The sequence below is a fragment of the Sodalis sp. dw_96 genome (assembly GCF_018449575.1).
In the GTDB taxonomy this organism is placed as follows: Bacteria; Pseudomonadota; Gammaproteobacteria; order Enterobacterales; family Enterobacteriaceae; genus Acerihabitans.
Genome location: NZ_JAAVUT010000001.1, coordinates 673588 through 698808 on the forward strand (window position 1 = coordinate 673588; position 25221 = coordinate 698808).

The window sequence follows — 25221 nt, forward strand, 5'->3', positions numbered from 1 at the left end:
GCACTTTACAAGGCCATCGTGAACGTGTCGGCAGGACAACGGAAGCGCGCCGGCCTCGTAATGGCTAAGAGATCAACGGGGCTCAAGTACCGCCGTGGTGAGACGGGCGATACAGGTCAATCGCTGCTGTTCGTCATGAATGCGAATATCCCATACTTGATGGGTGCGCCCTATATGGATGGCGCGGCAGACGCCGCGCACGCTGCCCTGCGTGACCCCCTGCAGGTGATTGGCGTTGATTTCAAGCCCCACCACCCGCTGCTCCCCTTCTGTACAGAGGTAACCCGCCACCGACCCGAGGGATTCCGCCAGCACCGCCGAAGCGCCGCCGTGCAGCAGTCCGAACGGTTGGCGCGTACGGTGGTCCACCGGCATCACGCCCTCAAGCTCGTCATCGCCGATACGGGTATAGACAATGCCAAGGTAGGCCACCAGGGTATCCCGGCTATGTTGGTTGATACCCTCCAGGGACGCCGGTCGTTTCCATATCATCACATGATCTCCAGTAAAGCCTGTAAAGGATGGCGAATGCCCTCGCCTTCAATGCGTTTCACCTGGCTGCGGCATGAGTAGCCGGTGGCCAGGCAACGCTTACGGGGCAAACGTTGCAGGGGTTGCTGCCACGAAAGGGCATAGATACCCAGGGAGTTTTCAAGATTGGCGCTCTCATGGCCGTAAGTGCCGGCCATGCCGCAGCAACCGACGCTGACGTTTTCCAGCCGGGCGCCGAAGCGTGAGAAGATGGATGCCCATTGCTGGCTGCTGGCCGGCAGCTCGGTGGATTCAGTGCAGTGGCCGAACAGATACCAGGTATTTTCCGCCGACGGCGTCAAAGACGGGTCCCGCGGCAGGTCCATCAGCCATTCATGCACCAGCAAGACCTTGAAATCCCCAAGCCCGTCACCCAGCGCTTCCCGATATTCATCACGATAACAGAGGACCAGCGCCGGGTCGACGCCCACCATGGGCAAGCCCAGACGTGCGATACGATTAAGAAAATCGGCGGTTTTGGCGGCGGTTTTGGCAAAGCGCTTGAGAAAACCTTTGATATGCTGGGCTTTACCGTTCGGTGAAAAGGGCAGTAAAACCGGTTTATAACCCAGTTTTTCCACCAGTCGGATAAAATCCGTCACCACGCCGGCATCGTAATAACTGGTAAATGGATCCTGCACCACCAGCACATGGCCCTGCCGCTGATGGGGGTTCATGGCTTCCAGTTGCTCAAGGGTAATGTTGACGGCCTGATGCCCCGCCAGCTGCGTGCGCAGCGAGGGGGACGACAGCAGCGGCAAATCCACCATGCCGATACGTTTGCGGCTTAACTCATTGACCCAAGGCTGTTTGAGGAAAAAATTGAAGAATGACGGCGCGCGCGCCATCAAGGGCGCATAGCTTTCCACGCCGGCCACCAGGTGATCCCGCAGGGGACGCAGATAGCGGCTGTGGTAAAGCTGAAGAAAACGCGAACGAAAGCCCGGCACATCTATTTTTATCGGGCATTGGGTGGAACAGGCCTTGCAGGCCAGACAGCCGGACATGGCCACCTTGACCTCATGTGAAAAGTCGTATTCTCCTCCCCCGGCCCGCCGGCTATTGCGCGCCCGTGCCACCAGCGTGCTGAGACTGGCGATGCCGGTGGGCAAGTTTTTTTCCAGCGCCAGCGGATCTACCCCCTGCTCCGCCAATAAGCGCAGCCATTCACGAACCAGCGTCGCCCGGCCTTTGGGCGAATGGATGCGGTCACCGGTGATTTTCATTGAGGGGCACATTGGGCTGCGGGCGTCGAAATTGAAACAGAGTCCGTTGCCGTTACATTCCAGCGCGCCGCGGAAGGAATTCCTGACCACGACGGGAATTTGCCGATCATAAGCGCCCCGTTTCACCCCGTCGACGGTTTTCATCGGCGCGTTGCTCTCCAGCGGCGAACAGATTTTGCCTGGATTGAGGCGGTTATAGGGATCGAAAGCCGATTTTATTCTCCTCAACTCCTGGTAGAGGGTCTCGCCGAAAAATGCCGGGCTGTATTGCGCACGAAACCCCTTGCCGTGCTCACCCCATAATAACCCGCCGTATTTAGCGGTCAGGGCGACTATCTGGTCCGACAGCTGCTTCATCAATACTTCCTGCGCCGGATCGCACATATCCAGCGCAGGCCTTACGTGCAGTACCCCGGCATCCACATGGCCGAACATGCCGTACTGTAAATCATGGCTGTCCAGCAACTGCCGGAACTCGCCGATATAATCCGCCAGATGCCGGGGAGGCACGCAGGTATCCTCGGCAAACGGGATCGGCTTGGCCGGCCCCTTGCTGTTGCCCAGCAACCCCACCGCTTTTTTACGCATGGCATAAATACGTTCGATACCCGTCGCCTGATCGCAGATCTGATAACCGATAACCCCTTCCTGTTGCGCGGCCATCAGTTGATCCAATCGTTGGCACAAGGCGGCCAGCTGGTCGTTGATAAGAGTGAGATCGTCGCCTGCAAACTCGACGATATTCAGCCCCAGCACCTCCCGTCCCGGGACGTCCTGGATCAGTTCTTTCACCGAATGCCAGATAATATCTTCCCGTGCCAGGTTAAGCACCTTGGAGTCAACGGTTTCCACTGACAGCGCATGAGCTTCCAGCATAAAGGGCGCGCTGCGCAGCGCGGAATTGAAGGAGTCATATTTGATATTCACCAGCCGCCGCACTTTCGGCAACGGGGTAATATCCAGCCGGGCCTCGGTGATGAAGGCCAAAGTCCCTTCCGAGCCGGTGAGGATCCGGCCCAAATCGAAGGTCTGCATATCGTCGCTAAAGACATGCCGCAAATCATAACCGGTGAGAAACCGATTCAGCTTGGGAAATTTTTCCAGAATCAACGACCGCTGCTGCCGGCAGCTGTCAAGCACCGTGCGATAAATGCGCCCCGTTATGCCCTCGCGGTCGGCAAGCTCCTCGGCGTCGGCAACGCTCATCGCCCGGGTGACCAATTGATCTCCCCCCAGCAGAACCGCCCGCAGGCCCAGGACATGATCGGACGTTTTACCGTAAACCAGAGATCCCTGGCCGGAAGCATCGGTATTCACCATGCCGCCCAAGGTGGCTCGATTGCTGGTGGATAATTCGGGCGCGAAAAAATAGCCCAGCGGCTTGAGGAAAAAATTCAGTTGATCTTTAATCACCCCGGCTTCCACTCTAACCCAACCCTGCTCGGCATTCACTTCCAGGATACGGTTCATATAACGGGACATATCCACCACGATGCCGGTATTGAGGGACTGGCCGTTAGTGCCGGTACCGCCGCCGCGCGGGGTAAAAGTAAGCGAAGTGAAGCGGGGATGCGCCGCCAGTTTGCCGATAAGCACCACATCATCGGTACTGCGCGGGAATACAACCGCGTCGGGCAGCAATTGATAAATGCTGTTATCGGTGGCCATGGTGAGCCGGTCTGCATAGCTGGTGGCGCTGTCGCCGGTAAAACCGCTGGATTTCAATTCACGGAGAAAATCAATCACCGGTTGGGCAAGCCCCGGCGCCTGGGAAATCTGTGGAATCATTAACGGTGAGCCTGTTTTTCGAGTGTGAGTGGTTTCGGCATTAGGGTTATTTTATTTGCTTGTCGGGGGCCGTCGGACAAAGCGCAAACACTCCCTAACCTGACCGGGTAGGGTTGTTTTATCATATTTCTTTTTACCATGCTTGCTGTGAGGAAAAAATCTTCTTCCCCGGCACCCGTTCAGGTTAGTGCGAAAGGGAAGCTGTGATCTTTGCGTTAAAGTTTTTCACGCAAGCTGTCAAAAAAGCGTGAAATAACGCATCATTAAGGCTGTCGCTGACGGATGGATCTGATTTTTAGCCGCCCACAGTCATATCCCCTTGACCAGCCTGTTAACTGAGGTGAAAAACGCTTACATGGATTACCCGCGTCAACCGATCGATTTGCCAAGAATGCTGTTCAGCGTCGCTTTTCTCGCGCTGATGAGCCTGGCCTGCTTTTGGGTAGTACAACCTTTTATTCTGGGATTCGCCTGGGCCAGCATGGTGGTCATTGCCACCTGGCCGTTGTTGATAAGATTACAAACCCTGTTTTGGGGACGACGTTCACTGGCGGTCTTGGCTATGACCGTGCTGCTGCTGCTGCTGATCGTGCTGCCGGTATCTTTTTTGGTCAGCAGTCTGATTGACAACAGCGCGCCGCTGCTTGCCTGGGCCACGCAGCCGAATCGATTAACCTTGCCGACCTTGCATTGGCTGCATGATATTCCCCTGGTGGGTCACAAGCTTTATGCCGGCTGGCAAGCCATGATTTCCGGCGGCGGCAGCCTGCTGATGAGCAAAGTTCAGCCCTATATCGGCCAATCGGCCACCTGGCTGCTGGCGCAGGTGGCGCAGGTGGGCAGCTTCCTGATCCATTGCGGCCTGATGATCCTGTTTAGCGTATTGCTGTACATTCGCGGCGAGCGGGTGGGAATGGCAGTGCGTCATTTCGCCATCCGCCTGGGGGCCGAACGGGGAGACGCCTCGGTGCTGCTGGCGGCCCAGGCCATCCGCGCGGTGGCGCTGGGCGTGGTGTTAACCGCCATCGTACAGGCGGTGCTGGGAGGAATAGGCCTGGCGGTGGCCGGCATACCTTTCGCCACCATCCTGACCATCGTGATGTTTATCCTTTGTATCGCCCAGCTCGGGCCTTTACTGGTGTTGATTCCCGCCATGATCTGGCTCTATTGGAGCGGTGAAACCACCTGGGGCACCCTGCTGCTGGTATGGAGCTGCGTGGTGGCCACGCTGGATAATTTCCTGCGGCCGGTTTTTATCCGCATGGGCGCGGATCTGCCCATCCTTCTGGTACTGTGCGGTGTTATCGGCGGGTTGCTGGCCTTCGGCATGATCGGACTGTTTATCGGCCCCGTGGTGCTGGCGGTGTCCTATCGACTGTGCTTTGCCTGGGTTCACGAAGCGCCTGCGCCCGGTGAAATTCACGATCCGGGCAAACATCTGCGGGATATTCCGTAAGCCGTAAGCACTACGGCGGTTGCAGCCGCCGATGGCTGTCGGATTGAGGCGGGGAAGATACCCGCCTGCGTTCGGCGCCGGCAATATTTACGCCCGATTCGTTAGCGCAGATTCGTTAGCGCAAAGACCCTTTAATTTATCTGGATTAATACGCCCAATAAAGAGGCCTATTTCAGCCTGGTTATCCCTCCGAACTTCCTATTTTCAGCCCTGTGAAAAATGCCGGGGAATTATTACCGCTATCAGATGAATTTCTTATTACGTGCATAGCAAATCAATGAATATTCAATGATTAGGATGATTCTTAATGACTCAAGCCGCCGTAATTCATATTATTGGAACATCAATTAACTCAACTCTATGATTTTACATCACGGTTTCCCCTGAGTTAAATGAATTGCTGTGTGTAGTCTTTGCCCGTCTCATAGGATGGGCTTTTTTTATTCCGCTAAATAACGTTAATACTCAAATTCATTTATTTTCTTCAAATTCCTTTAACTAAATACAAAGAAGCCGGAATACACCCGGTTTTACAGTGCGGAAAAAATATACCCAATAGATTTCGAGTCGCAGCCAACACAGCTGCGGCTCGAAAGATGACGGGTATAAGGTTATTTTATCTCCGCCAGGCTCAGCCAGGTCTTAACCACCGTATCCGGATTCAGCGATAAACTGTCTATGCCCTGTTCCATGAGCCAGGCGGCGAAATCCTCATGATCCGACGGTCCCTGGCCGCAAATCCCGACATACTTACCCTGTTTTTTGGCGGCGACAATCGCCATGGATAATAATGCTTTCACCGCCTCGTCCCGTTCGTCGAACAGGGCCGATACCAAACCTGAATCCCGATCCAGCCCCAAGGCCAGCTGGGTCATATCATTGGAACCAATGGAAAAACCATCAAAGTATTCAAGGAACTGCTCCGCCAGCAGGGCATTGGATGGAATCTCACACATCATGATGATTTTAAGCCCTTGCTCACCGCGTTTCAGCCCCTGCCGCCCCAGTTCCTCCACCACCGCCTTGGCCTGGGCCACGGTACGGACAAAAGGAATCATGATTTCCACATTGGTCAGCCCCATCTCGTTGCGTACCCGCTTGATGGCGTCGCATTCCATGGCAAAGCAGTCCTTGAAGCTGTCGGCGATATAGCGGCCCGCGCCGCGAAAGCCCAGCATCGGGTTCTCTTCCGAGGGTTCGTACTTGTCTCCCCCCACCAGGTTGGCGTATTCATTGGTTTTAAAATCGGACAGGCGCACGATGACCCGTTTGGGCCAGAACGCCGCCGCCAGGGTCGACACCCCCTCGGTTAATCGGGCAATGTAATACTCCTTCGGACCGGCATAGCCCTGGATCATCCGCCCGATCTCTTCGCGCAGCTGCGGCGTTTGCTGCTCGAACTCCAGCAAGGCCCGGGGATGCACACCTATCATACGGTTGATGATAAACTCCAGCCGCGCCAGCCCCACCCCGTCATTGGGCAGACAGGCAAAATCGAATGCCCGGTCGGGATTGCCGACGTTCATCATAATTTTCAGGGGCAGCGCCGGCATCTCTTCAATTTTGGCGCTGTTAATATCAAAATCCAGAAGTTCATGATAAACGTAGCCGGTGTCCCCCTCCGCGCAGGAAACCGTGACATTATGGCCTTCCGTGACGCGCTCGGTGGCATCGCCGCATCCCACCACCGCCGGAATACCCAATTCTCGGGCGATAATCGCCGCATGGCAGGTGCGTCCGCCGCGGTTGGTGACAATGGCGGCGGCCTTTTTCATGATGGGTTCCCAGTCCGGATCGGTCATGTCGGTGACCAGCACATCGCCGGCTTCCACCCGATCCATTTCGCTGATGTTATGAATAACCTTGACCGGACCGGCGCCGATGCGATGACCGATGGCCCGTCCCTCAATCAATACCTCGCCTCGTGACTTGAGCTGGTAGCGCTCCATCACCTGACCACGGGATCGCACCGTTTCCGGCCGGGCCTGTACAATGAATAATTGACCGGTATGACCGTCCTTGGCCCACTCGATATCCATCGGGCGCTTATAATGCTGTTCGATTTGCAACGCCTGGCGGGCCAAGTCCTGCACTTCATCATCGGTTAGGGCGAAACGACGCCGTTCACTTTCCGGCACATCTTCCGTACGCACCTGTTTGCCGTGTTCCTGACTGCCGGCGTAGACCATACGGATTTTTTTGGAGCCGATATTGCGCCGCACAATAGCCGGTTTCCCGGCCTGCAGCGTAGGTTTATGCACATAAAATTCATCCGGATTCACCGCGCCCTGCACCACCATTTCCCCCAGTCCATAGGCGGCGGTAATAAACACCACCTGATCGAAACCGGATTCTGTATCAATGGTAAACATCACGCCGGAAGCGGCCAGGTCGGATCGCACCATGCGCTGCACGCCGGCGGACAGCGCCACGCCGCGGTGATCGTAACCCTGATGCACCCGGTAGGATATGGCGCGATCGTTAAACAAGGAGGCATAGACATGCTTGATGGCGGTCATCACCGCATCGATTCCCTGCACGTTGAGAAAGGTTTCCTGCTGGCCGGCGAATGACGCGTCGGGCATATCCTCCGCCGTGGCGGAAGAGCGAACGGCAAAAGACGCGTCGCTGTCGTCGGCGGACAACGTTTGGTACGCCGAGGTAATGGCCGCCTGCAATCCAGGCTGAAAAGGCGTGTCGATTATCCATTGCCTGATTTGACTGCCGGCCTGTGACAATTCACCGATATCGTCAGCATCAATTTTGTCCAACAGGTCATAAATACGCTGGTTAATGCCGCTCTGGTTAAGAAAGTTATCAAACGCGTCGGCGGTAGTGGCGAAACCGTTGGGTACCGACACACCCAACCCGGACAAATGGGTTATCATTTCTCCCAGTGAGGCGTTTTTACCCCCGACCCGGTCCACATCATGCATTCCGAGTTGGTTATACCAGAGTATATTATCGGTATCATTGTCAGTTATAGACATCTGCGTCATCCTTTTACTTATAATGAAAGAGTCCGGCTGAAAAAGGGTTATTCAGTGAGGGTAGCATAAAGAGGAATTTGCAAGCCTGGGATGAATCGAGCCAGCGCTAAAATTCAGAGTTTGTCGTATCTGCCACGGGGGTGACTTATGGAAAGAAGCGTATTTTTTATCTCTGACGGTACCGCCATTACCGCAGAAGTGGTGGGCCATGCGGTGTTGTCGCAATTTCCGGTGGACACCACCAGCTATACGTTGCCCTTTGTTGAAACAGAATCCCGTGCTATTGCCGTCAGCGAACAGATTAACGCTATTTACAAACAAAGCGGTGTGCGGCCACTGGTTTTTTATTCCATCGTGTCGCCGGTGATTCGGACCATTGTGGAAGCCAGCGCCGGTTTTTGCCAGGATGTGGTGCAGGCGCTGGTGGCGCCGCTGCAACAGGAACTGGGATTATCGCCGGACCCGGTAGCGCACCGGACCCATGGTTTGACCGCCACCAACCTGACCAAATACGATGCCCGCATCGCGGCGATTGATTACACCCTCGCCCATGACGACGGGATATCCATGCGCAATCTTGATCAGGCCCAGATTATATTGCTCGGCGTTTCCCGCTGCGGAAAAACCCCAACCAGTTTATATCTGGCCATGCAGTACGGCATTCGCGCCGCCAATTATCCGTTTATTGCCGATGATATGGAAAATCTGCGTTTACCCGCGGCATTGAAACCCTTTCATGACAAACTGTTTGGATTGACCATCGATGCGGAACGTCTGGCGGCCATTCGGGATGAGCGGCTCAATAACAGTCAGTACGCTTCATTACGCCAGTGCCGCTTTGAGCTCAACGAGGTTGAGCTGTTGTTCCGGAATAACCAAATCCGCTACTTGAACTCCACCAACCATTCCGTGGAGGAGATAGCCACCAAGATAATGGATTTACTCGGCCTGAGTCGTCGCATGTACTAATCTGTTTGGTCATTATTATTGTTGAATTCATCTGGTTTTGGTTTATTGTGATGACCATCACTTCCCGGTATCTCCACCGTCGCGAAGAAGCCATTTTAGAGATTGTTCATGTTTAACACAGATGAATTGCGCACCAGGCGCATTGGTCGTCTTATTGAGCCGGCGGCATTGGCCGACATGTTACCCCTGGGCAGTGAAGCCGCACAAAACGTCACCGCCGCACGCCATCGTATCGAAGCGATTCTGCACGGTTTGGATCCGCGTCTGTTGGTTATCATTGGCCCCTGCTCCATCCATGATACCGACGCCGCCATCGATTATGCCAGGCAATTAAATACCCTGCGCGTCCGCTATCAGGATCGGCTGGAAATTGTCATGCGCACCTATTTTGAGAAGCCCCGCACAGTTGTCGGCTGGAAAGGCATGATCTCGGATCCCGGCCTCGACGGCAGCTATCGGGTCAACGAGGGACTTGAGCTGGCGCGGCGGCTGCTGCTGGCGGTGAATGAGATAGGATTGCCCACCGCCACCGAGTTTTTGGATATGGTGATCGGCCAGTATATTGCCGATGTCATCAGCTGGGGCGCCATCGGTGCCCGCACTACCGAGAGCCAGATCCACCGGGAGATGGCGTCGGCGCTCTCCTGCCCTGTGGGGTTCAAAAACGGCACCGACGGTAACACGCAAATTGCCATTGACGCCATTCGAGCCGCCCGCGCGCCCCACATGTTTCTTTCGCCCGACAAACAGGGCCAGATGACTATTTACCAAACCTCGGGCAACCCCTACGGCCATATCATCATGCGCGGCGGACGCACCCCAAATTACCATAGCGCCGATGTTCAGCAGGCCTGCGCGAATTTGCGGGAATTTGGCTTGCCGCCGCATTTGCTGGTGGATTTCAGCCATGGCAACAGCCAGAAACAGTATCGCCGCCAATTGGACGTGGCGGAATCAGTCTGCGGGCAGATAGCCGACGGTAGCCGGCGCGTGGTAGGCATCATGGCGGAAAGCTTTTTGGTGGAAGGCAGCCAGGCGCTGATCCCGGGACGGGCTCTAACCTACGGCCAATCCATCACCGACGGCTGCCTGGGTTGGGAAGACAGTGAACGGCTGCTGGCCATGCTGGCGAGCGCCGTGGATAGCCGTTTTTGAAAGTTTCCAAACGCCTTATTTCTGCATAATGAGCCGCCGAAAGGCGGCCTTTTTATTTGTCTCATTAACATAAGCCATAAGACTATAAAATCTACTCTTTCCTCGACCGGAAAAAGTCTCGATAATTTATTGTATCGAGGTATAAGATTAAAAAAACCAAATTATTTCTATTGATACTTACAGAAATAAACTTTAGCTCGAATATTTATAATTCAAACAAATGCAATTCATTATAATCAAAAATTGTAAAACCCCATATACAAGGAAATGCTCATGATTATAGAAAGGATCTTATCGGGTAATAATCATATAAACCATATTAATTTTCATTCAGAACGTGTCGGTAAAAGCGATGTCTCACATCATTATGCCAGCTCTTTGCAAGAAATAAAAAATAACGCTCTTGAATATTCCAGTTTAGCCGCCGATTACGTTAATGATACAGATCCATTTCTAAATGAATCTGGTAATACAATTGAAGAAGAAGAGAAAATTACTTATCTATTCAACTGTGTCAGCGAATTTACTAAAAATATAGAATGTTTATTAAAAACGGGACCCACAAAATACGTTCAGATTGAATTAAATAACAAAAAATTCTTGGTTGCGGTAAAAAACGTTACGCTGCCGAGCGGTAAAAAAATTTTTGCAGGCTACTTCAATAATAGCCTGGTTGTTTCTGATGGCGAGAATTATCATATCCAATATGGTTATCACAAACCGCCGACATTTTTTTCGTCGTTAAGCCTCTTGTTAAGCCACTTTGTCCAAGGCGGAAATTGGCTCGGCACGCGCCTCTGGCCTGATTGGCTGAGAAGCACCGATACCTGGTTTAGCGCAATGGGCGACCCTTTGCTATTTCCGCAATGCGAAGGACTGCCTATTCCGCCCCATGTCTCTCCCCAACGGACAGTTTTACATACTGCGGAGGTTGAATTCTCAGCACGACTGGAACCGGTAAGGCCTAATGAATCCGCTGGAGACATCAATAATAGCATCGTCACCCCCGCCACGTCGGCGCTAAGTGAGAGGGTGTCACCGAAAGCAAATGACAGCATCCACCAACCGGATGGCTATGGGCAACTCACGTTCAGCATAGATGGGCTTGAGTTCCGGCTCTCTCCCGCCAACGAAGAAGCAAAAACGCTTCTGCAAACCAATTTTGAAGACTTTGCTCGGGCAAATAATCCTCCTTTATCCGACTCTTTGACTAATCTTCTGGAGTTCGATAAATTTCTTGGCGAGAAGGTGGCAAGAATATTCCATCAAGGGCTCTACTTAAAACATAAAATCCCATCCATTGATATCATCATTTCCAAAGCCCATATCGAGGATATCATATTCACCTTAGCCAAGTTAGCGGAAAAAAAACCGTCAACGTTGGAAAGATTCGAAAGTCATACAAGCAATAACTTTATGGTGAATAATTTCATTAACAACATGGACAAACAGCTAAAAGAGGCCTCGCGTCATATTGACATCGATATTATAAAGGACATTGTTTCATATATGAAGCATAAAACATTTGATAGAGTCCGTCAGGAAATCATCGAAAAACTCAGCGAGGAAGATCTTGAGAAAAAATTATATTACAAAAATTTGTTACATGTATTTAAATTATTCCATGAAGCCTTTGATGAATACCGTCAACAATTAAATCATGATACCTCCCCTCCCTTGGCCAGGGTGGCTTACATAAATACTCGGCAAATTTACAGTGCACTTATCAATAATGAAAAAAAACATTTAAGAGACAGCTTGATAAAATTGAAATTTTATTCAATTTTCGACTACACGCGTTCAAATGACATCAGCATTTACAGTCTAAATTTTATATTTCCCGGTGAAGTTACTTCTATTGGTGATATATTTTCAATCGACGAAAGAGTATATAATAAAACCGACATGGATAAGTTATTTTCCGATGAATTTTTAAATTTTATTTATCAAAAACCTTCAGGTCATTTATATTTTGAACAGCTGATTGATTTGATTGAATTATCGAAATTGAGTTATTCTGACGATTTAAAAAATCTTCGCTGGCAAAAGAAAAATTTAGCTCCGCTAACCCGAACTTATGAGATTTTGTCAGAAATTATCGAGAGCAATTATAGAGAAAAATATAAATTCACTGAGCACACCGCATGGTATAATGATTTTAAAAATATTATCGATAAAGATAAAAAAATATATATTTTAATCAGCTATTTAATCAATTTGCAAAAAATGTCTATTCACCATATCACCGACTATCTAGATCACAACATTCAACTGACCGCGCGAACGCATGAACAACATATAGTCGCCGCAAAAATCGAAGCTGTTAGAGACAGACCCCGACATTCGCCGGAAGTTCACAGTGATTCTGATTTACTCAACAAATACATCGATTTGGAAAAGGTGGGTGATGTTTCCATAATGATCAGGGCGGCCTCGTTTTGGTTCGTTTCACAGCAGGCAAGACTTGATGATGACTTTCTTTCTTCATCAAATGTACTCTATATTCTGAGACAGTTTGTTTCCGTCCAGCAGCAATTCATCCTCGAATATGATGACCGTCAACAACAATCACACACCAGTGTTTACAGTTTGAAATCATCATTGAACAAAGGATCTCTGGAAGAGTATTACAAACAATTTATCGATTACAAAAAATACCATTCGTTTATAGAAGCCCGGAAGCTTACCCGGCAAGCGTTGGAAAGTGCAACTATTAATTACATTGACGTAATATTCCCCGCAAAAGAGATCTATTGTTATAAGGTCTTTTCTCGGAATTATGTCACAAATAACCTATCCCCGTTCACCTCGGTGTATCTACCGGCTGAAAATATCGGATACGTGATGATTGCAAAATTACACAGTAATCGAACAATATTACTTACAACATTGAATGGATTCTCATTTATTGTCGATGTAGACAGCATTAAGAATGAGAAAGTACTCACTCAGATGAAACACTATTGGCAAAGCAGCCGTACTGATTTTGATTTACGGCATCGTCCACATTTTTCATTAAATGAAACAGCTCTGGCGTCCCTGTTTCCTAATATCGATGCGAATAGCGCTACCTTATCCACAATGATTGATATTTTACTACAGCCCCCGGAAGAAACGCCTATCGGCAGCACTGCTTCGGCATATACCCTGTCGGCGGTTAAAAGTTCAGATATATCTTTAATAATCGAACCTTATCTGTTTAATCGAGCCGGAACATTCGAGCCGATGAACCTTAATCTCCCCTTTATCACTCATATCGATAACTTGAACCAAGCAACGCTCATTTCAATAACCGACAATTTAAAAGAAAAATTACGACATTATAGCTGGCTGGAATATGTTGCTTCATTTATTCCTTTTTTCACTACGCTTTGCCGTCAATGGTATGATGAAGAACACGAAATTGAATTTAGCGAAATAATATTCGATCTTTATGATTTGATCTCGTCCCTGGTTAATATGGCGGGACAGTTTAAAAAAATTTCTGAAAACACGCTAAAACACGCATTATACAAGGCGGTTAAACAAAAGACACATCCCCATTTGATTAGAGCTTTTGTCATTAATGAGGTCATCAGCGCTTCACCGAACATAGGGTTAAAAATGGCGAAGTCTTTTGCCAATGAGATATCATCTTATTATAATATTATCCATCCATCGGGAAAAGTATTATCAATCGCAGATGAAATAATTCCTTATAAAGTCCAAGAAGCATTAACTAGAGCTAACAATGCGATAACATCATCTAATCTATATAAAAAAAATTTTCGCCAGCCATGGAAATCAAATGTTGACAAAAAACAATTGAAAACCCTCCCTACCGGAATACTAGTCCAAAACACAACCATGGCCGAAAAATATTATTTCGTTAATGATAATGATTATTTCCCGGTTTTTTGGGATAAATACCATAATGAATGGAGAATTATCAATTCAAAAGGCGAAAACAGCAAAGATTTCGCCATTCCCATTGCCCGCAGTCACTCCGGTAGCTGGGTAGCGAGCGCGGGTCAAATAGTCGACATGGGGCTTTCATCACTCGGGGCCAATCATATTCATCCAAAAAATTTTGAAGACGCGAAACTTATCCAGATAGAGCCCAGCAAAACATTCGACACAATGACTTTGATAAATAATGATTTGATTAATTTCCATAAAAAAATATTCAGATTTTATCTAGAACGGCATGAAGCCACCCATATTTTCATCACTGGAATTGAAAAGCATCACTTGCTAGTAGATAGTTTTTTCCGATCTTTTTCCCTAAAACAAACAATCTTGACGATGAAAAATCACGACGGATTCGCTTACGACCCGCGATCATGGGAACAAGCCCAGAAAGCATTGGACGATAAAGCGGATGCCAAGGTTTGTTTTCGGGCCGTAAGCGCTTGGCGTAGCGCTCATGACTCGATTGCCGAATTTTATGTGGCCATAAGCATCACTATTGCGCAGCAGCGTTACATTATAGATATCAGCAACGTCCGCTCGTCTTTTGGCCATAATGACATCAGAGATGTGTTTACTGAAAATGAATGGCTAATGATGTTTAACAAACTGGCCACGAACGACATACTCATAAAATTTAAAGATTTCGAATCTTTGCAAGATGCAAAATTTTTTGGCTATCGTGAGGCAATCGCTCCTTATGTTTTCATAAAAAATGGTTTTCTTATCAGGGAACCGTCTTGGTATAGGATGCTATTACTGAAAAATAATTATCCCTTAACAAAGGAAAATGACATCTCGAATACAATGTGCAAGCACGGAATTCACATTCCGGCAAGTTCTCTGCGTCTTGAATCTTATAGCTTAAAATTAAAAGAAGAATTCCCGCTTTTTTCATTATTAAATTGTGGAATACTCGACAGCATAAGGATGATGCAGCTATTAAATATGGTCAATCTTGCTAAAACTGATTCTTCCAATAGCCGTGCAGTGATAAGCAATGAGTACCAAATAGAAACTACCAGAGATTTACTTAAAATAAATAAAGGCAAATTATTGGCGTTTTATAATATTTACAATTGCCTCGAACATCTTCTGTTATCAATGGGTCAAGGGCGGTTTATGGGCTTGGGCAATGACTTGTATGGTTTTACCGTCCACCGGCGGGCTTCGATTGTCCTGGCTGAACAAATGGGCACTTTCAACCGTAGTCTATTGACACTACATAATGATAATGGCGGAAAATCCTTCCATGTCGTGGCCGGCGATGCATTTGGCGCCACGGATGATACACCGGTTCTTGCCGACGATCTTCCCAGCGAGATGAAACCCACGTTTCATGCTGATGGTCGCATTTCGGGATATCAGCGGCAATTCATTCCACGGGAACAGATTCTTTTAGGCAAGGACTGTCATATTTTCCTCTTGCCGGAAAACCAGGAAAGCAAACCGCGCCTGCGCATTAAACATTTTGGCACGCTATTTCATATAAATCATATGGATGCCATCGAGCTGTCCGATATTATTGTAGGGCTGCAATATATTGATGATGCAAAGTTCATATTAAGGAGCATTGCCAGTATTGAGCTGTATTCTTGCTTCAGCGGCTATGGCCATGAGTATTCAACGGCACAGATCCTGGCCGATGAGCTGGGTATTGAAATTAATACTTACCCGCATAAAATAAGCGATGAAATTCGCCAACGAAGACCTGAATGGTTCCACCGCTATCGTCCCGCTGAAACAAAGAGGCTTGACCAAGAAACTAACAGCGAAGCGCTGGTTTCGTATAACCAAACCCGATTTATTGATACGCAGATTATGCAACGTGATCTGCGCGATATCATGGGGGCTGTACGTAATGTCATAAAAAGGTTCTCAACACTTCAAGGCAAGGATTCAGCTACAGAGGCCTTATTCAGCCCGGCTAGCCAACAAATTCCTTTCATCTATATTGATATTTTGCAGCTTTTCTACCCGCCAAACGTTCTTCATCCCCGCACCGTAAGTGATATTGTCTTGACCGAAAAATCTTTACTGCTGCTTGATGATATTTTAGCTGATTATGATATTAGTGGAGATGAGGAGGATGTCATTATCGAACAGGCCTTAATGGATATCATCTTAAGCATTGATGAATTTAAGTATTTATCCGAGCGATTTTATCATATGTCAGCTATGCAATAATTTCACTCATTTTTTCCAATACCGACACCATCGGCGGTGAGCGGATTTATAAGGACAAGATAATGTTAATTGACACTATATCTATCAACAATATTTCATCGTCAAGCTCAGCAAAACACTTAGATAACATTGGAGATATATCTTCATTTAACAGCCGCCCATTAGAATTTATACATGCAGGTAATGTACTTAAACACTTCTCCGCCGTGAAGGATAAGGTCTTTTTTCAGGCATCTGCTGACTTGGATACAGGAATCGAAACAGCGGAAGAAAAAGAACAAGCGGATTACCTGTTTAAGTGCGTCAGCGAACTCATCAACAATCCCGACTGCTTACTCAATTCTGAAGGAACAAAATTCACCCGCATACACGTAGCGGAAAACACATATAATGTTTCCACCGCACGAGTGCTGCTTCCCAGCGGCAACGCCATTTATGCCGGGTTTTTGGGTAACAGGCTCATTGTTTCCCATGGCGACATCTATCATATTGAGACCAGGCTACAGCCAAAGATCACCTTACTGGGTTCAATGGGAAACCTATTGGCTCATTTGACCGGGAGTCATAAATGGGAACATGGTGATCGCTGCCGGCCGGGCTGGATGGACAAGGTATATACATGGTACAAAGGGATGCGGGATCCGCTGGTTTTTCCCGGCGCAAACGGACAAATAATCGAACCGGCAATGAAAGGCCCTTTGGCTGTTCTCTATCAAGCGGCGGCGGAAATCCAAGCGCAATTAGCATTCTCGAATACCACCGAACCCGATGCGGATGGCACATTACCTCAGCACCTGGTATTGGCCTTAAACCAGCCTTTGCAACCGGCAACAACCCTCCCCGGCCCATTGCAAGGGCGTGATAAAATAACATTCAACATCAACGGGCATGAAATGAAACTTGCTCCGGCCAATAAAAACACCATAGCCCTTCTGGCGCAGCTGGATCTGAGACTGTCCGTTGGAAACACCCTCCGGGAGGATTTGTCTTATTTGCTGGAGTTGGATGCCCTTATCGCCGGAAAAATTGCGAAGATATTCTATAATGGCGACTATTTAAAAGATAAAAATCATTGCTTGAATATCATCATCCTAAAATCTTACACAGAGAATATCATATTAAAACTACAACAATTAGTATCTGACAATTTAGAAATACAAAAAAGAATTAATGAGCATTTATCCCTTTATAAAACCTTGAACAGTTATATACCGAAAATTGATACACGAATCGCCGATGCCTATAATTTAATTAATAAAGACATTATCAGTGAAACAATTTTTACACTCAAAAATAATGATTTTGCATCAGCTGAACATAGCATCATCGAGAAAATTCATCACGCCCTATTTTTTGAAAAGACACATTTAAAAAATATTTTACATACACTTTTTCTGTTAAAAGAAGCCCATGACGAATATAGCAAACAGCTGGTCTTTGATGAAATTTCTCTTTTCGAAAAAATAAAATATATTAATTCCGAAAATATTTTTTCCGCTTTGTTACTGGGAGAAAATGAGGAATTGATTGATTGCCTTTTAAAAATGACATTTTATTCTATTTTTGAATATACTCGTACCAATGGCATCAGTATCTACAGTTACAATTTTTTATTACCTGGAGAAATTTCGGAGCATTGGCATTTGTTTTCTGAGAACGAGCAAGAAATAGATTATTCCATCATGGAGCAAAAATTTTCTGCCGATATGTTAAATTATATCTATAGCAAGCATGATGCCCATACATATTTTGACCTGATAGTCAACCTGGTTGAATTATCCCGTATGAATGAAAAGCATCATGACGTCAATCTTAGCTGGCATGAAAAAAACATTATTCCATGGCAAGAAACCCTGACGATTATCGGAGAGATCATTAGAGATAATAATCTTGAAAATAATGATTTTAACCATCATTATTTATGGCGCGAGGATTTAATAAAGCATATACGCCATGATAAAACCGTTTTTGTCTTGCTAGCTTACATTACAAATTTGCAACAAACCTTTATCCAGACCATACAGTATTTTTTTGACAATGACATTATTTTGCAAGCAAATACTGGTGAGCAATTTATTGCCGCTGCAAAAATTGAGGCAATGAAAATCAATCCCGCATCCACAGACAAAAGATACAGAGAGTATGATTTGATGATTGAATATGAACAACGAGCAGCGTCGGGTGATTTTGAACTCATGATCTCGGCTGCCGTTTTCTGGTTTTTTTCAAAGTTTCCTCACTACGACGAGACCTTGTTGAGTTCACTCCATGTCCTTTATGTTATGCGAAAATTTATCGGCGCACAGCAATATTTCTATATGAAATATACATTTCGCCGTCAGGAAGACTATACCAGCGTTTTTGAACTAGAGCCGTCAGATAAAAAAGAGTCGCTGGAAGATTATTATCAGCAATTTTATGATTATAAAAAGCAATATTCTTTGCATGAAGCACAACGCATGGTTATGCAAGCAATTGGCAACTCCACGGTTGACTATATAGATGCTATCTATCCCCCAAAAGAAATTTATAGCTTCAAGGTTTTTTCAAGGAATTATGTTACCAACAGTCTATCGCCGTTCAATTACTTCTCGATGCCTGAAGAAAACTCGGGCTATATGACCGTTGCGAGGCTGTATAGCGGGAAGCTTATTCTTTTATCCACTTTGGCCGGATTTGTGTTTATTAGCGATCTTGATAGATTAGGAAACGATCCGCTATTGTATAATTTAAAAGAGTACTGGATTCAGTGCAATTCGGCGGCCGACATTGCAAACATAGGGTCATTAAGCGTTAACGAAACCGTGCTGGCGCTTCTATTTCCCACCATTGACGCCAATGGTACCCCGCTCACGACCCTACTGGATATTTTACTGAAAGCGCCGGAAGAGGACTCTGTATCACTTCCACAGTCACCCTATTCATTGGTTGCGGCAAAAGGACTGGATATTTTCTCGGCGGTGAAGCCTTATCTTTTTCACGCCGATGATATACATCAACCGTTTCATATAAATACCCCCTTTATAAAAAATATCGACTTTCTTGCTCAAGCGACATTGGTCAGCCTTTCAGACCGGCTAAAGGAAGTCTTGCGTTATTATTCATGGCTTGATTTCGTCGCCTCTACCATCCCCTTTTTTGAAACCCTTTGCCGACATTGGTATGATAAAGAACATACTGTTAAATTTGAAGAGATCATGTTTGACATTTTTGACGTGATTTTGCTTGCTGTGCAATTAGGGGGTAATTTCAAGAAAATTTCAGAAAATACCCTTAAACACGCTTTGCATAGGGCGATAAAACATAATATCCAACGCTCGGCGCTAAAACAATTTATGCTTATGGAACTGCTGGCTCAATCCGCAGATGCCGGTAAGAAAATGACTTGGCTCGCGGTCAAGGAGTTCACCTCCTTTTTATGCCCGCTGCAACCCACCGGATCGCTACTCATCTCGCTGACGCAAAAAGTTCAAAAGAAGGTGCATGATACTATATTAATCGCCAACGGAGCCATAAAATCAGAAGCGAGGCGAAAAAAACTTCTCAGACGACGTTGGAAGGTAAACATTGATTCAAACGCGTTAGAACCCCAGACATCGGGAATTTTAATTGACAAGACATTCCAACCGCCTAATCATTATATAGCCATTGATAATGACTATTTCCGCGTATTCAAAGATAAAGACGGCGGAGAGTGGCGTATTATGAATCACCAAGAGCACCATGAAAAAAACTTTGCCGTTCCGGTCACCCGAAGCGTATCAGGGGGTTGGATAGCCGGCATGAGTGAGTTATCTGGCAGACTTGCGCCATCATTTGATCACTATTTTCCCGCTGATCATATAACCACCGGGCTCGAGTCAATAAAGTCGGAACCAATGCGCGTTATGGCGGATCCGGAACCAGACGGTGGAGATTTGATCAACTTTCACAAAACAATTCTCAAATTTTATCTCTATAAAAATGATTATGTGCGAGAACTGATTGAAAATAAAGCTCATCGTGAACATTTTCTAATGGGTTTTCATCAAACATTCTTCTTTCGCGAGGAGATCCTCTCCTCCATCAAAACGAATGGCTACAGCCACGACGAGAATTTTATGGTTTCCGCCATAAGGGCGCTCAAAAAAAAACAAGAGGGTATAATGCGCTTTCGTGCCGTCTGTGCTTGGCGTAATAAATTCGACGCGTCGCCGGAAAGCTATTTTGCGTTGAGGATTGATATTGGCAAAAACATCTTTATTATAGATCTGAAAGAAATGCGTGAATCATTCGAGACTATGGACAATCGAGATGTGTTTACGGAAAACGAATGGCTTATGATGTTTAACAGCTACCCCTTAGACTTTGAATTGATAAAATTTAAGGACTTTGATTTTTTGGAGGATGCTCAATATTTTACCTATCGAGAAGCCATCTCACCGTCAGTTATAATAAATAATGCTTATTTATTGAAAGAACCCGCATGGTATAAACCATCATTACTCACTAACGAACATTCTAGCCATATGAAAAAATATTCACTTGGCCATGCCGGTGCTCATGAAATCCGTTTCGCTGCAAGAGCATTGCGAATAGAATCCACCCATATCGCATTACCGGAACAATATCCTCTTGACATATTGGTAAAATGTAACAGACTCGAAGAGGACAGTGCCAAGCGATTGCTCAGAATGATAACAGACGCGAAAAAATCAAATCTTAACAGCCAGGCATTCTTAATAAACAAGCAGCGATTATCTACAACAGAGAGCCTGCTGAAAGTCAATGATGGTATATTGGTGGGAATATATAACACCTCAGGATGTCTGGAGCATCTTTTATTGAGCATCAAGCACGGGCGGTTTGTTGGCGTGGGTAATTCTTTTTTTGACTCCGCTTTACCCGCCAGGGCGTCTATTGTGATTGCGGAACAAATGGGCAATTTTCAGGGCGGTTTTTTGAGATTACACGGCAAAGAGCAGAATTTTTTTGTCATAGTAGGCGAAGCATTTGGTTCGACAATATATACCCCCCCCTTGTTGGATGATATTCCACGTGAAACAGTCCCCATCTATCTTAGCGACGGCAGTAAAGCGGGATACCGGGAACAAGCCGTATCGCGCAAAAAACTCTTATTGGGAAAAGATTGCCATATCGAGCTGATAAATGGCGTTGTATCACGCTTGCGGATCAAGCTGCACGGAGCGCCTTTTAACGTTAATCATATGGATGCTATAGAATTTTCCGATATCATTCGAGGGCTGCCCTTTCTTGAAGCGCCGGACTTTGATTTGCATAATTTGGAGAGTATTGACCTCTATTCTTGTTACAGCGGTTTTGGCCGCCGCTATTCCTCGGCACAAATCCTCGCCGATGAGTTGGGTATAAAAGTCAAGGCCTACCCGTTTACCGTCACCGACGGCGGACGAGTGGAACAAAGAAGACCGGAGTGGTTTACCTGGTTCACGCCGGACGAGCGGCGGTGGGGTGCCAGTAGCGTCAGCCCTCAAAATGCGCTGAAATTCAATAGAAAGGAGTATAAACAAACGCAGAAAATACATCGGCGGCTGCATGATATAATGGATTTTGTGCTCAGGATGAACCAAAAATTTTCCTTAACCCGAGAGAAGCGCGAAGACTTGCCTAATGTCACAGAAAAAGTTTTTTCTGATAGCACGCGACAAATTACCGACACTACCGATGTCTGGCCGGTTCCTCTACTCTATTTTGATATATTCCAGTTGTTGTTTAATAAAAGCCCGGATATTCCCAGCGCCGTGGGCGATATCAAGCTGAGCGAGCATTCCCGTCAGGTGTTGCAGAATATTATTTCCGACTACAACCTCGGGGATGAGGAAGAGAGCATTTTTATTCAACAGGCATTTTTGGATATGCTTCTTTCCGTTGACGAATTCAAATATCTCTCCGACTGGTTCACCGTTGCAGCCGAATACGACGTCTCGTCAATAATAGAACCTGATGCGCCCTAATGTCTTATAGTCCTTTTGTCAGCTGGAGCAGGAAATTTCCAGATGCCTGCCCCACTCCGGCGGCAGCGCCGCTAGGTCGTCAAGACCGGGCGCGTCATCAAAGGGACGTCGCAATGCCTGGAGGAGACGGTGTAAAAATGCGGTGTCATTTTGTTCAGCGCCGTCAATGGCCTGCTGGGCCAGATAGTTGCGCAGGATGAATTTGGGATTCTTGGCCCGCATGGCCTGCCGGCGCGTATCGTCGTCCATGCCTTCCCCTTGAAGACGCCGCCGGTATTGTTGATACCAGTGGTCAAAACCCGCCAGGTCTTTCATGTCATCCCGCAGCGGCGAATGGGGATTCGCCGTCTCGGTGTCACTTAACCGACGGAATACCTGGCTATAATCGCTGCCCTCTTTTTCCATCAGGCCAAGCAGACCGATAAGGATGTCGTTATCCTGTTTATCGCGCGTGGTGAAGCCGAGCTTGGCTCGCATTTCTTCGCCATAGGCGTGCATAAGCGCCGGTTCATAGCGGTTCAGCGCCTGCTCCAGGTCGGCTACCGGCATCAGCCCCGACAGGGATTGTGCCAGGCGATGGAGGTTCCACAGAGCCACCGCCGGCTGGTTATCAAAAGCATAACGTCCCTGGTAATCGGTATGGTTGCAAATATAACCCGGCCGATAGGCATCGAGGAAACCATAGGGACCATAATCGATAGTGACGCCCAAAATAGACATGTTGTCGGTATTCATCACCCCATGGGCAAAACCCACTGCCTGCCACTGAGCGATGGTGCGCGCCGTCCGCTCAACCACGTCGGTGAGCCATAAACCATAGGCATCCGCCCGCCCCGTCAACTGCGGCCAATGACGGCTGATAACATAGTCCGCCAGTTGACGGACCTTCTCAGGCTCGCGGCGATAATAAAAGTGTTCAAAATGGCCGAACCGCACATGGCTGTCCGCCACCCGCAGCAGCATGGCCCCCGACTCAGGCTTTTCCCGCCATACCGGCTCGTCGCTGGTGACGATGGTCAGCGCCCTGGTCGTGCCGATACCCAAATGATGAAGCGCCTCAGAGGCCAGGAATTCACGTACCACCGAACGCAGCACCGCCCGGCCATCCCCCATGCGCGAATAAGGGGTTTTACCGGCGCCTTTCAAGTGCCAATCCACTGTCCGCCCATCCGCCAGCTGCTGTTCCCCCAGGAGTATCCCGCGCCCGTCGCCTAATTGCCCGGCCCAAACGCCGAACTGGTGGCCGCTGTAAACCTGTGCCAGCGGCTGCATTCCCGGCAGCAGTTGTTCTCCGCTCCATACGGCGGAATGGGGATCGGTAAACAGGCTGTTATCCAGGGCCAGTTCTCGCGCCAGCTCGCTGTTATGGTAGAGCAGTCGCGCGCCGCTCAGGGGAGTCGGCGCCAGGTCGGTATAAAAACCGGGCAGCTGCCGGTGATAGCTGTTATTGAAGATCGGGGTATTGGCCATAGTGCCTCCTGCTTTCATTGTAGCTGGTCGGGCGGCAACCGGGCTGACGGCAACCGGGTCAGTATCAGATTCGCCTGGCCTGCCAATAGGCTTTGCTCCAGTAAACATTATCCAGCGAGGAACGGATCACCCCGCGACTGGTGGAGGCGTGAATAAATTTATCGCCGGCATCATAGATGCCCACATGCAAACCATTGCCGCCGCTGCCGGTTTTGAAAAACACCAGATCCCCCGGCAACAGATCATCGCGGGATATGCGGGTGCCGACCCTGGTCTGGTCTAGGGTGGAACGCGGCAGCAATATGCCGAAACGATCGCGGAAAGTGCGATAGACAAACCCGGAACAGTCCACGCCGTTTTGATCCAACCCACCATAACGATAAGGAACACCGTACCAATGACGTAACTGATCGTTAAGCTGCGCCCTCACCACCCTGGAATTCGCCAGCCGGGGATCGGGAGGCGGCGCGTGATGACTGCAGCCGGTAAGAATCAAGCTAAACAGGAACAGCCAACAAAAAGATATCCGTCTCATTTTTTGCTCATCAGCATAACGTTGTCCAACCATTGGACAGGCAAATATACCCGTTATATTTCAAGATGCAGATGCGTTGGCTTTCCTCACTCACCCCAGTCACTTACCCGAGTAAGCTCCTGGGGATTCGCTGCGTCGCCGCCTTCCTGCAACTTGAATTATTTAGAGTATGTATCATATCGCTGTCACGGCCGCCGGCGCCAGCCCTGAAGCCACCAGCCACGGCGTATCGCCGGCTGATAACAGTTCAAATTCAACGCCGAATACCGGCGACAGCACCGCCGGCTGCATGACGTCTTGGGGTGAGCCCTGTGCCGCCAGGCGGCCGGCGGACAATAACCAGATTTCCCGCGCGTGGCGCAGGCTATGGTTAAGATCGTGGGCGCAGACCACGATACTCATGCCGGCGGCGATTAGCTCCGCCAGCAGGGCATCAAGGGCCACGCGCTGGGCAATATCCAAACTCGCCGCCGGTTCATCAAGCAGCAGCAGCGAGGCCCGGGGATTGATCGCCGGCCACACCTGCAACAATACCGCCGCCAGGCGAACCCGTTGCCATTCGCCGCCGGAAAGCCGGTTAAGGGGACGCGCCAGTTTGTCCGCCAGGGACAGCGCCTCGGCCAGATACCCCACGGTGCGATCAATGTCCCGTTCGGTGGCGTTGCGAGGTTGATGTAACGTCAGATATTGGAACACCGGCATCACGGCATAGGGTACGTTTTGCTGGCAAAGATACCCCCGATGCAGCGCCAGCTCTGAATTGTGCCACTGCCGCAGCGACCGGCCCAGCAGACTGATTTCTCCTTCGCTGCTCATCACACCGCCAATGGCGGCCAGCAGTGTGCTTTTACCGGCGCCGTTGGGGCCGATAAGATGAACCAGGCTGCCGGCAGTCACCCGCAGCGTGACAGGTTTCAGCCTGTGAGGAACCGCAACCTGCCGCAGGTCGAGAATCAAGTCATCCATTACCGGCGGCTGCCGCCACATCGCGGCG

General features: G+C 48.4%; 11 protein-coding genes and 1 other RNA gene. 6 read left to right on the top strand and 6 right to left on the bottom strand.

Annotated features, from left to right (window positions below):
• Nucleotides 1-72 precede the first annotated feature (72 nt).
• Together HB631_RS02970 and HB631_RS02975 are read right to left on the bottom strand one after the other, a co-directional pair.
• Complete coding sequence (locus HB631_RS02970) at nt 73-492, bottom strand: hotdog fold thioesterase (RefSeq protein ID WP_213989713.1); 420 nt, start codon at nt 490-492, stop codon at nt 73-75.
• Nucleotides 492-3545, bottom strand: coding sequence for an FAD-binding and (Fe-S)-binding domain-containing protein (locus HB631_RS02975; protein ID WP_213989647.1), 3054 nt, complete (start codon nt 3543-3545; stop codon nt 492-494). Before HB631_RS02975 ends, HB631_RS02970 begins: the two co-directional genes overlap by 1 nt.
• A gap of 355 nt (nt 3546-3900) precedes the next feature.
• Between HB631_RS02975 and ydiK the strand changes: the two genes are divergently transcribed.
• Nucleotides 3901-5001, top strand: a complete 1101-nt coding sequence (ydiK, locus tag HB631_RS02980) for an AI-2E family transporter YdiK (protein WP_213989648.1) — start codon at nt 3901-3903, stop codon at nt 4999-5001.
• Nucleotides 5002-5341: 340 nt separating this feature from the next.
• An RNA gene (rprA, locus tag HB631_RS02985) (antisense sRNA RprA) lies at nt 5342-5446 on the top strand.
• A gap of 166 nt (nt 5447-5612) precedes the next feature.
• Here the strand turns inward: rprA and ppsA are convergent.
• The gene (ppsA, locus tag HB631_RS02990) at nt 5613-7991 is read right to left on the bottom strand and encodes a phosphoenolpyruvate synthase (protein ID WP_213989649.1); all 2379 of its coding nucleotides are present in this window, start codon (nt 7989-7991) and stop codon (nt 5613-5615) included.
• A gap of 147 nt (nt 7992-8138) precedes the next feature.
• On the opposite strand from ppsA, the gene HB631_RS02995 reads away from it, so the two are divergent.
• From HB631_RS02995 to HB631_RS03010, 4 genes are all read left to right on the top strand, one after another.
• On the top strand, nt 8139-8960 hold the full coding sequence (locus HB631_RS02995) for a pyruvate, water dikinase regulatory protein (protein WP_213989650.1): 822 nt from the start codon (nt 8139-8141) through the stop codon (nt 8958-8960).
• Between the two features lie 108 nt (nt 8961-9068).
• The gene (locus tag HB631_RS03000; RefSeq protein ID WP_213989651.1) at nt 9069-10115 is read left to right on the top strand and encodes a 3-deoxy-7-phosphoheptulonate synthase; all 1047 of its coding nucleotides are present in this window, start codon (nt 9069-9071) and stop codon (nt 10113-10115) included.
• A gap of 273 nt (nt 10116-10388) precedes the next feature.
• Nucleotides 10389-16250, top strand: coding sequence for a hypothetical protein (locus tag HB631_RS03005; protein ID WP_213989652.1), 5862 nt, complete (start codon nt 10389-10391; stop codon nt 16248-16250).
• Nucleotides 16251-16312: 62 nt separating this feature from the next.
• Nucleotides 16313-22222 carry a hypothetical protein gene (locus HB631_RS03010; RefSeq protein ID WP_213989653.1) on the top strand — a complete coding sequence of 1970 codons (5910 nt, stop codon included), beginning with the start codon at nt 16313-16315 and terminating at the stop codon, nt 22220-22222.
• Between the two features lie 18 nt (nt 22223-22240).
• Here the strand turns inward: HB631_RS03010 and HB631_RS03015 are convergent, their stop codons facing one another.
• From HB631_RS03015 to btuD, 3 genes are all read right to left on the bottom strand, one after another.
• A complete protein-coding gene (locus HB631_RS03015; RefSeq protein ID WP_213989654.1) occupies nt 22241-23692 on the bottom strand; it encodes a protein adenylyltransferase SelO in 1452 nt (483 codons plus the stop codon).
• A gap of 64 nt (nt 23693-23756) precedes the next feature.
• Entirely contained in the window at nt 23757-24227 is a 471-nt protein-coding gene (locus tag HB631_RS03020; RefSeq protein ID WP_213989655.1) for an NlpC/P60 family protein, read from the bottom strand.
• A 174-nt stretch (nt 24228-24401) separates the two neighbouring features.
• Nucleotides 24402-25193, bottom strand: a complete 792-nt coding sequence (gene btuD / locus HB631_RS03025) for a vitamin B12 ABC transporter ATP-binding protein BtuD (RefSeq protein ID WP_213989656.1) — start codon at nt 25191-25193, stop codon at nt 24402-24404.
• Nucleotides 25194-25221: the final 28 nt, after the last annotated feature.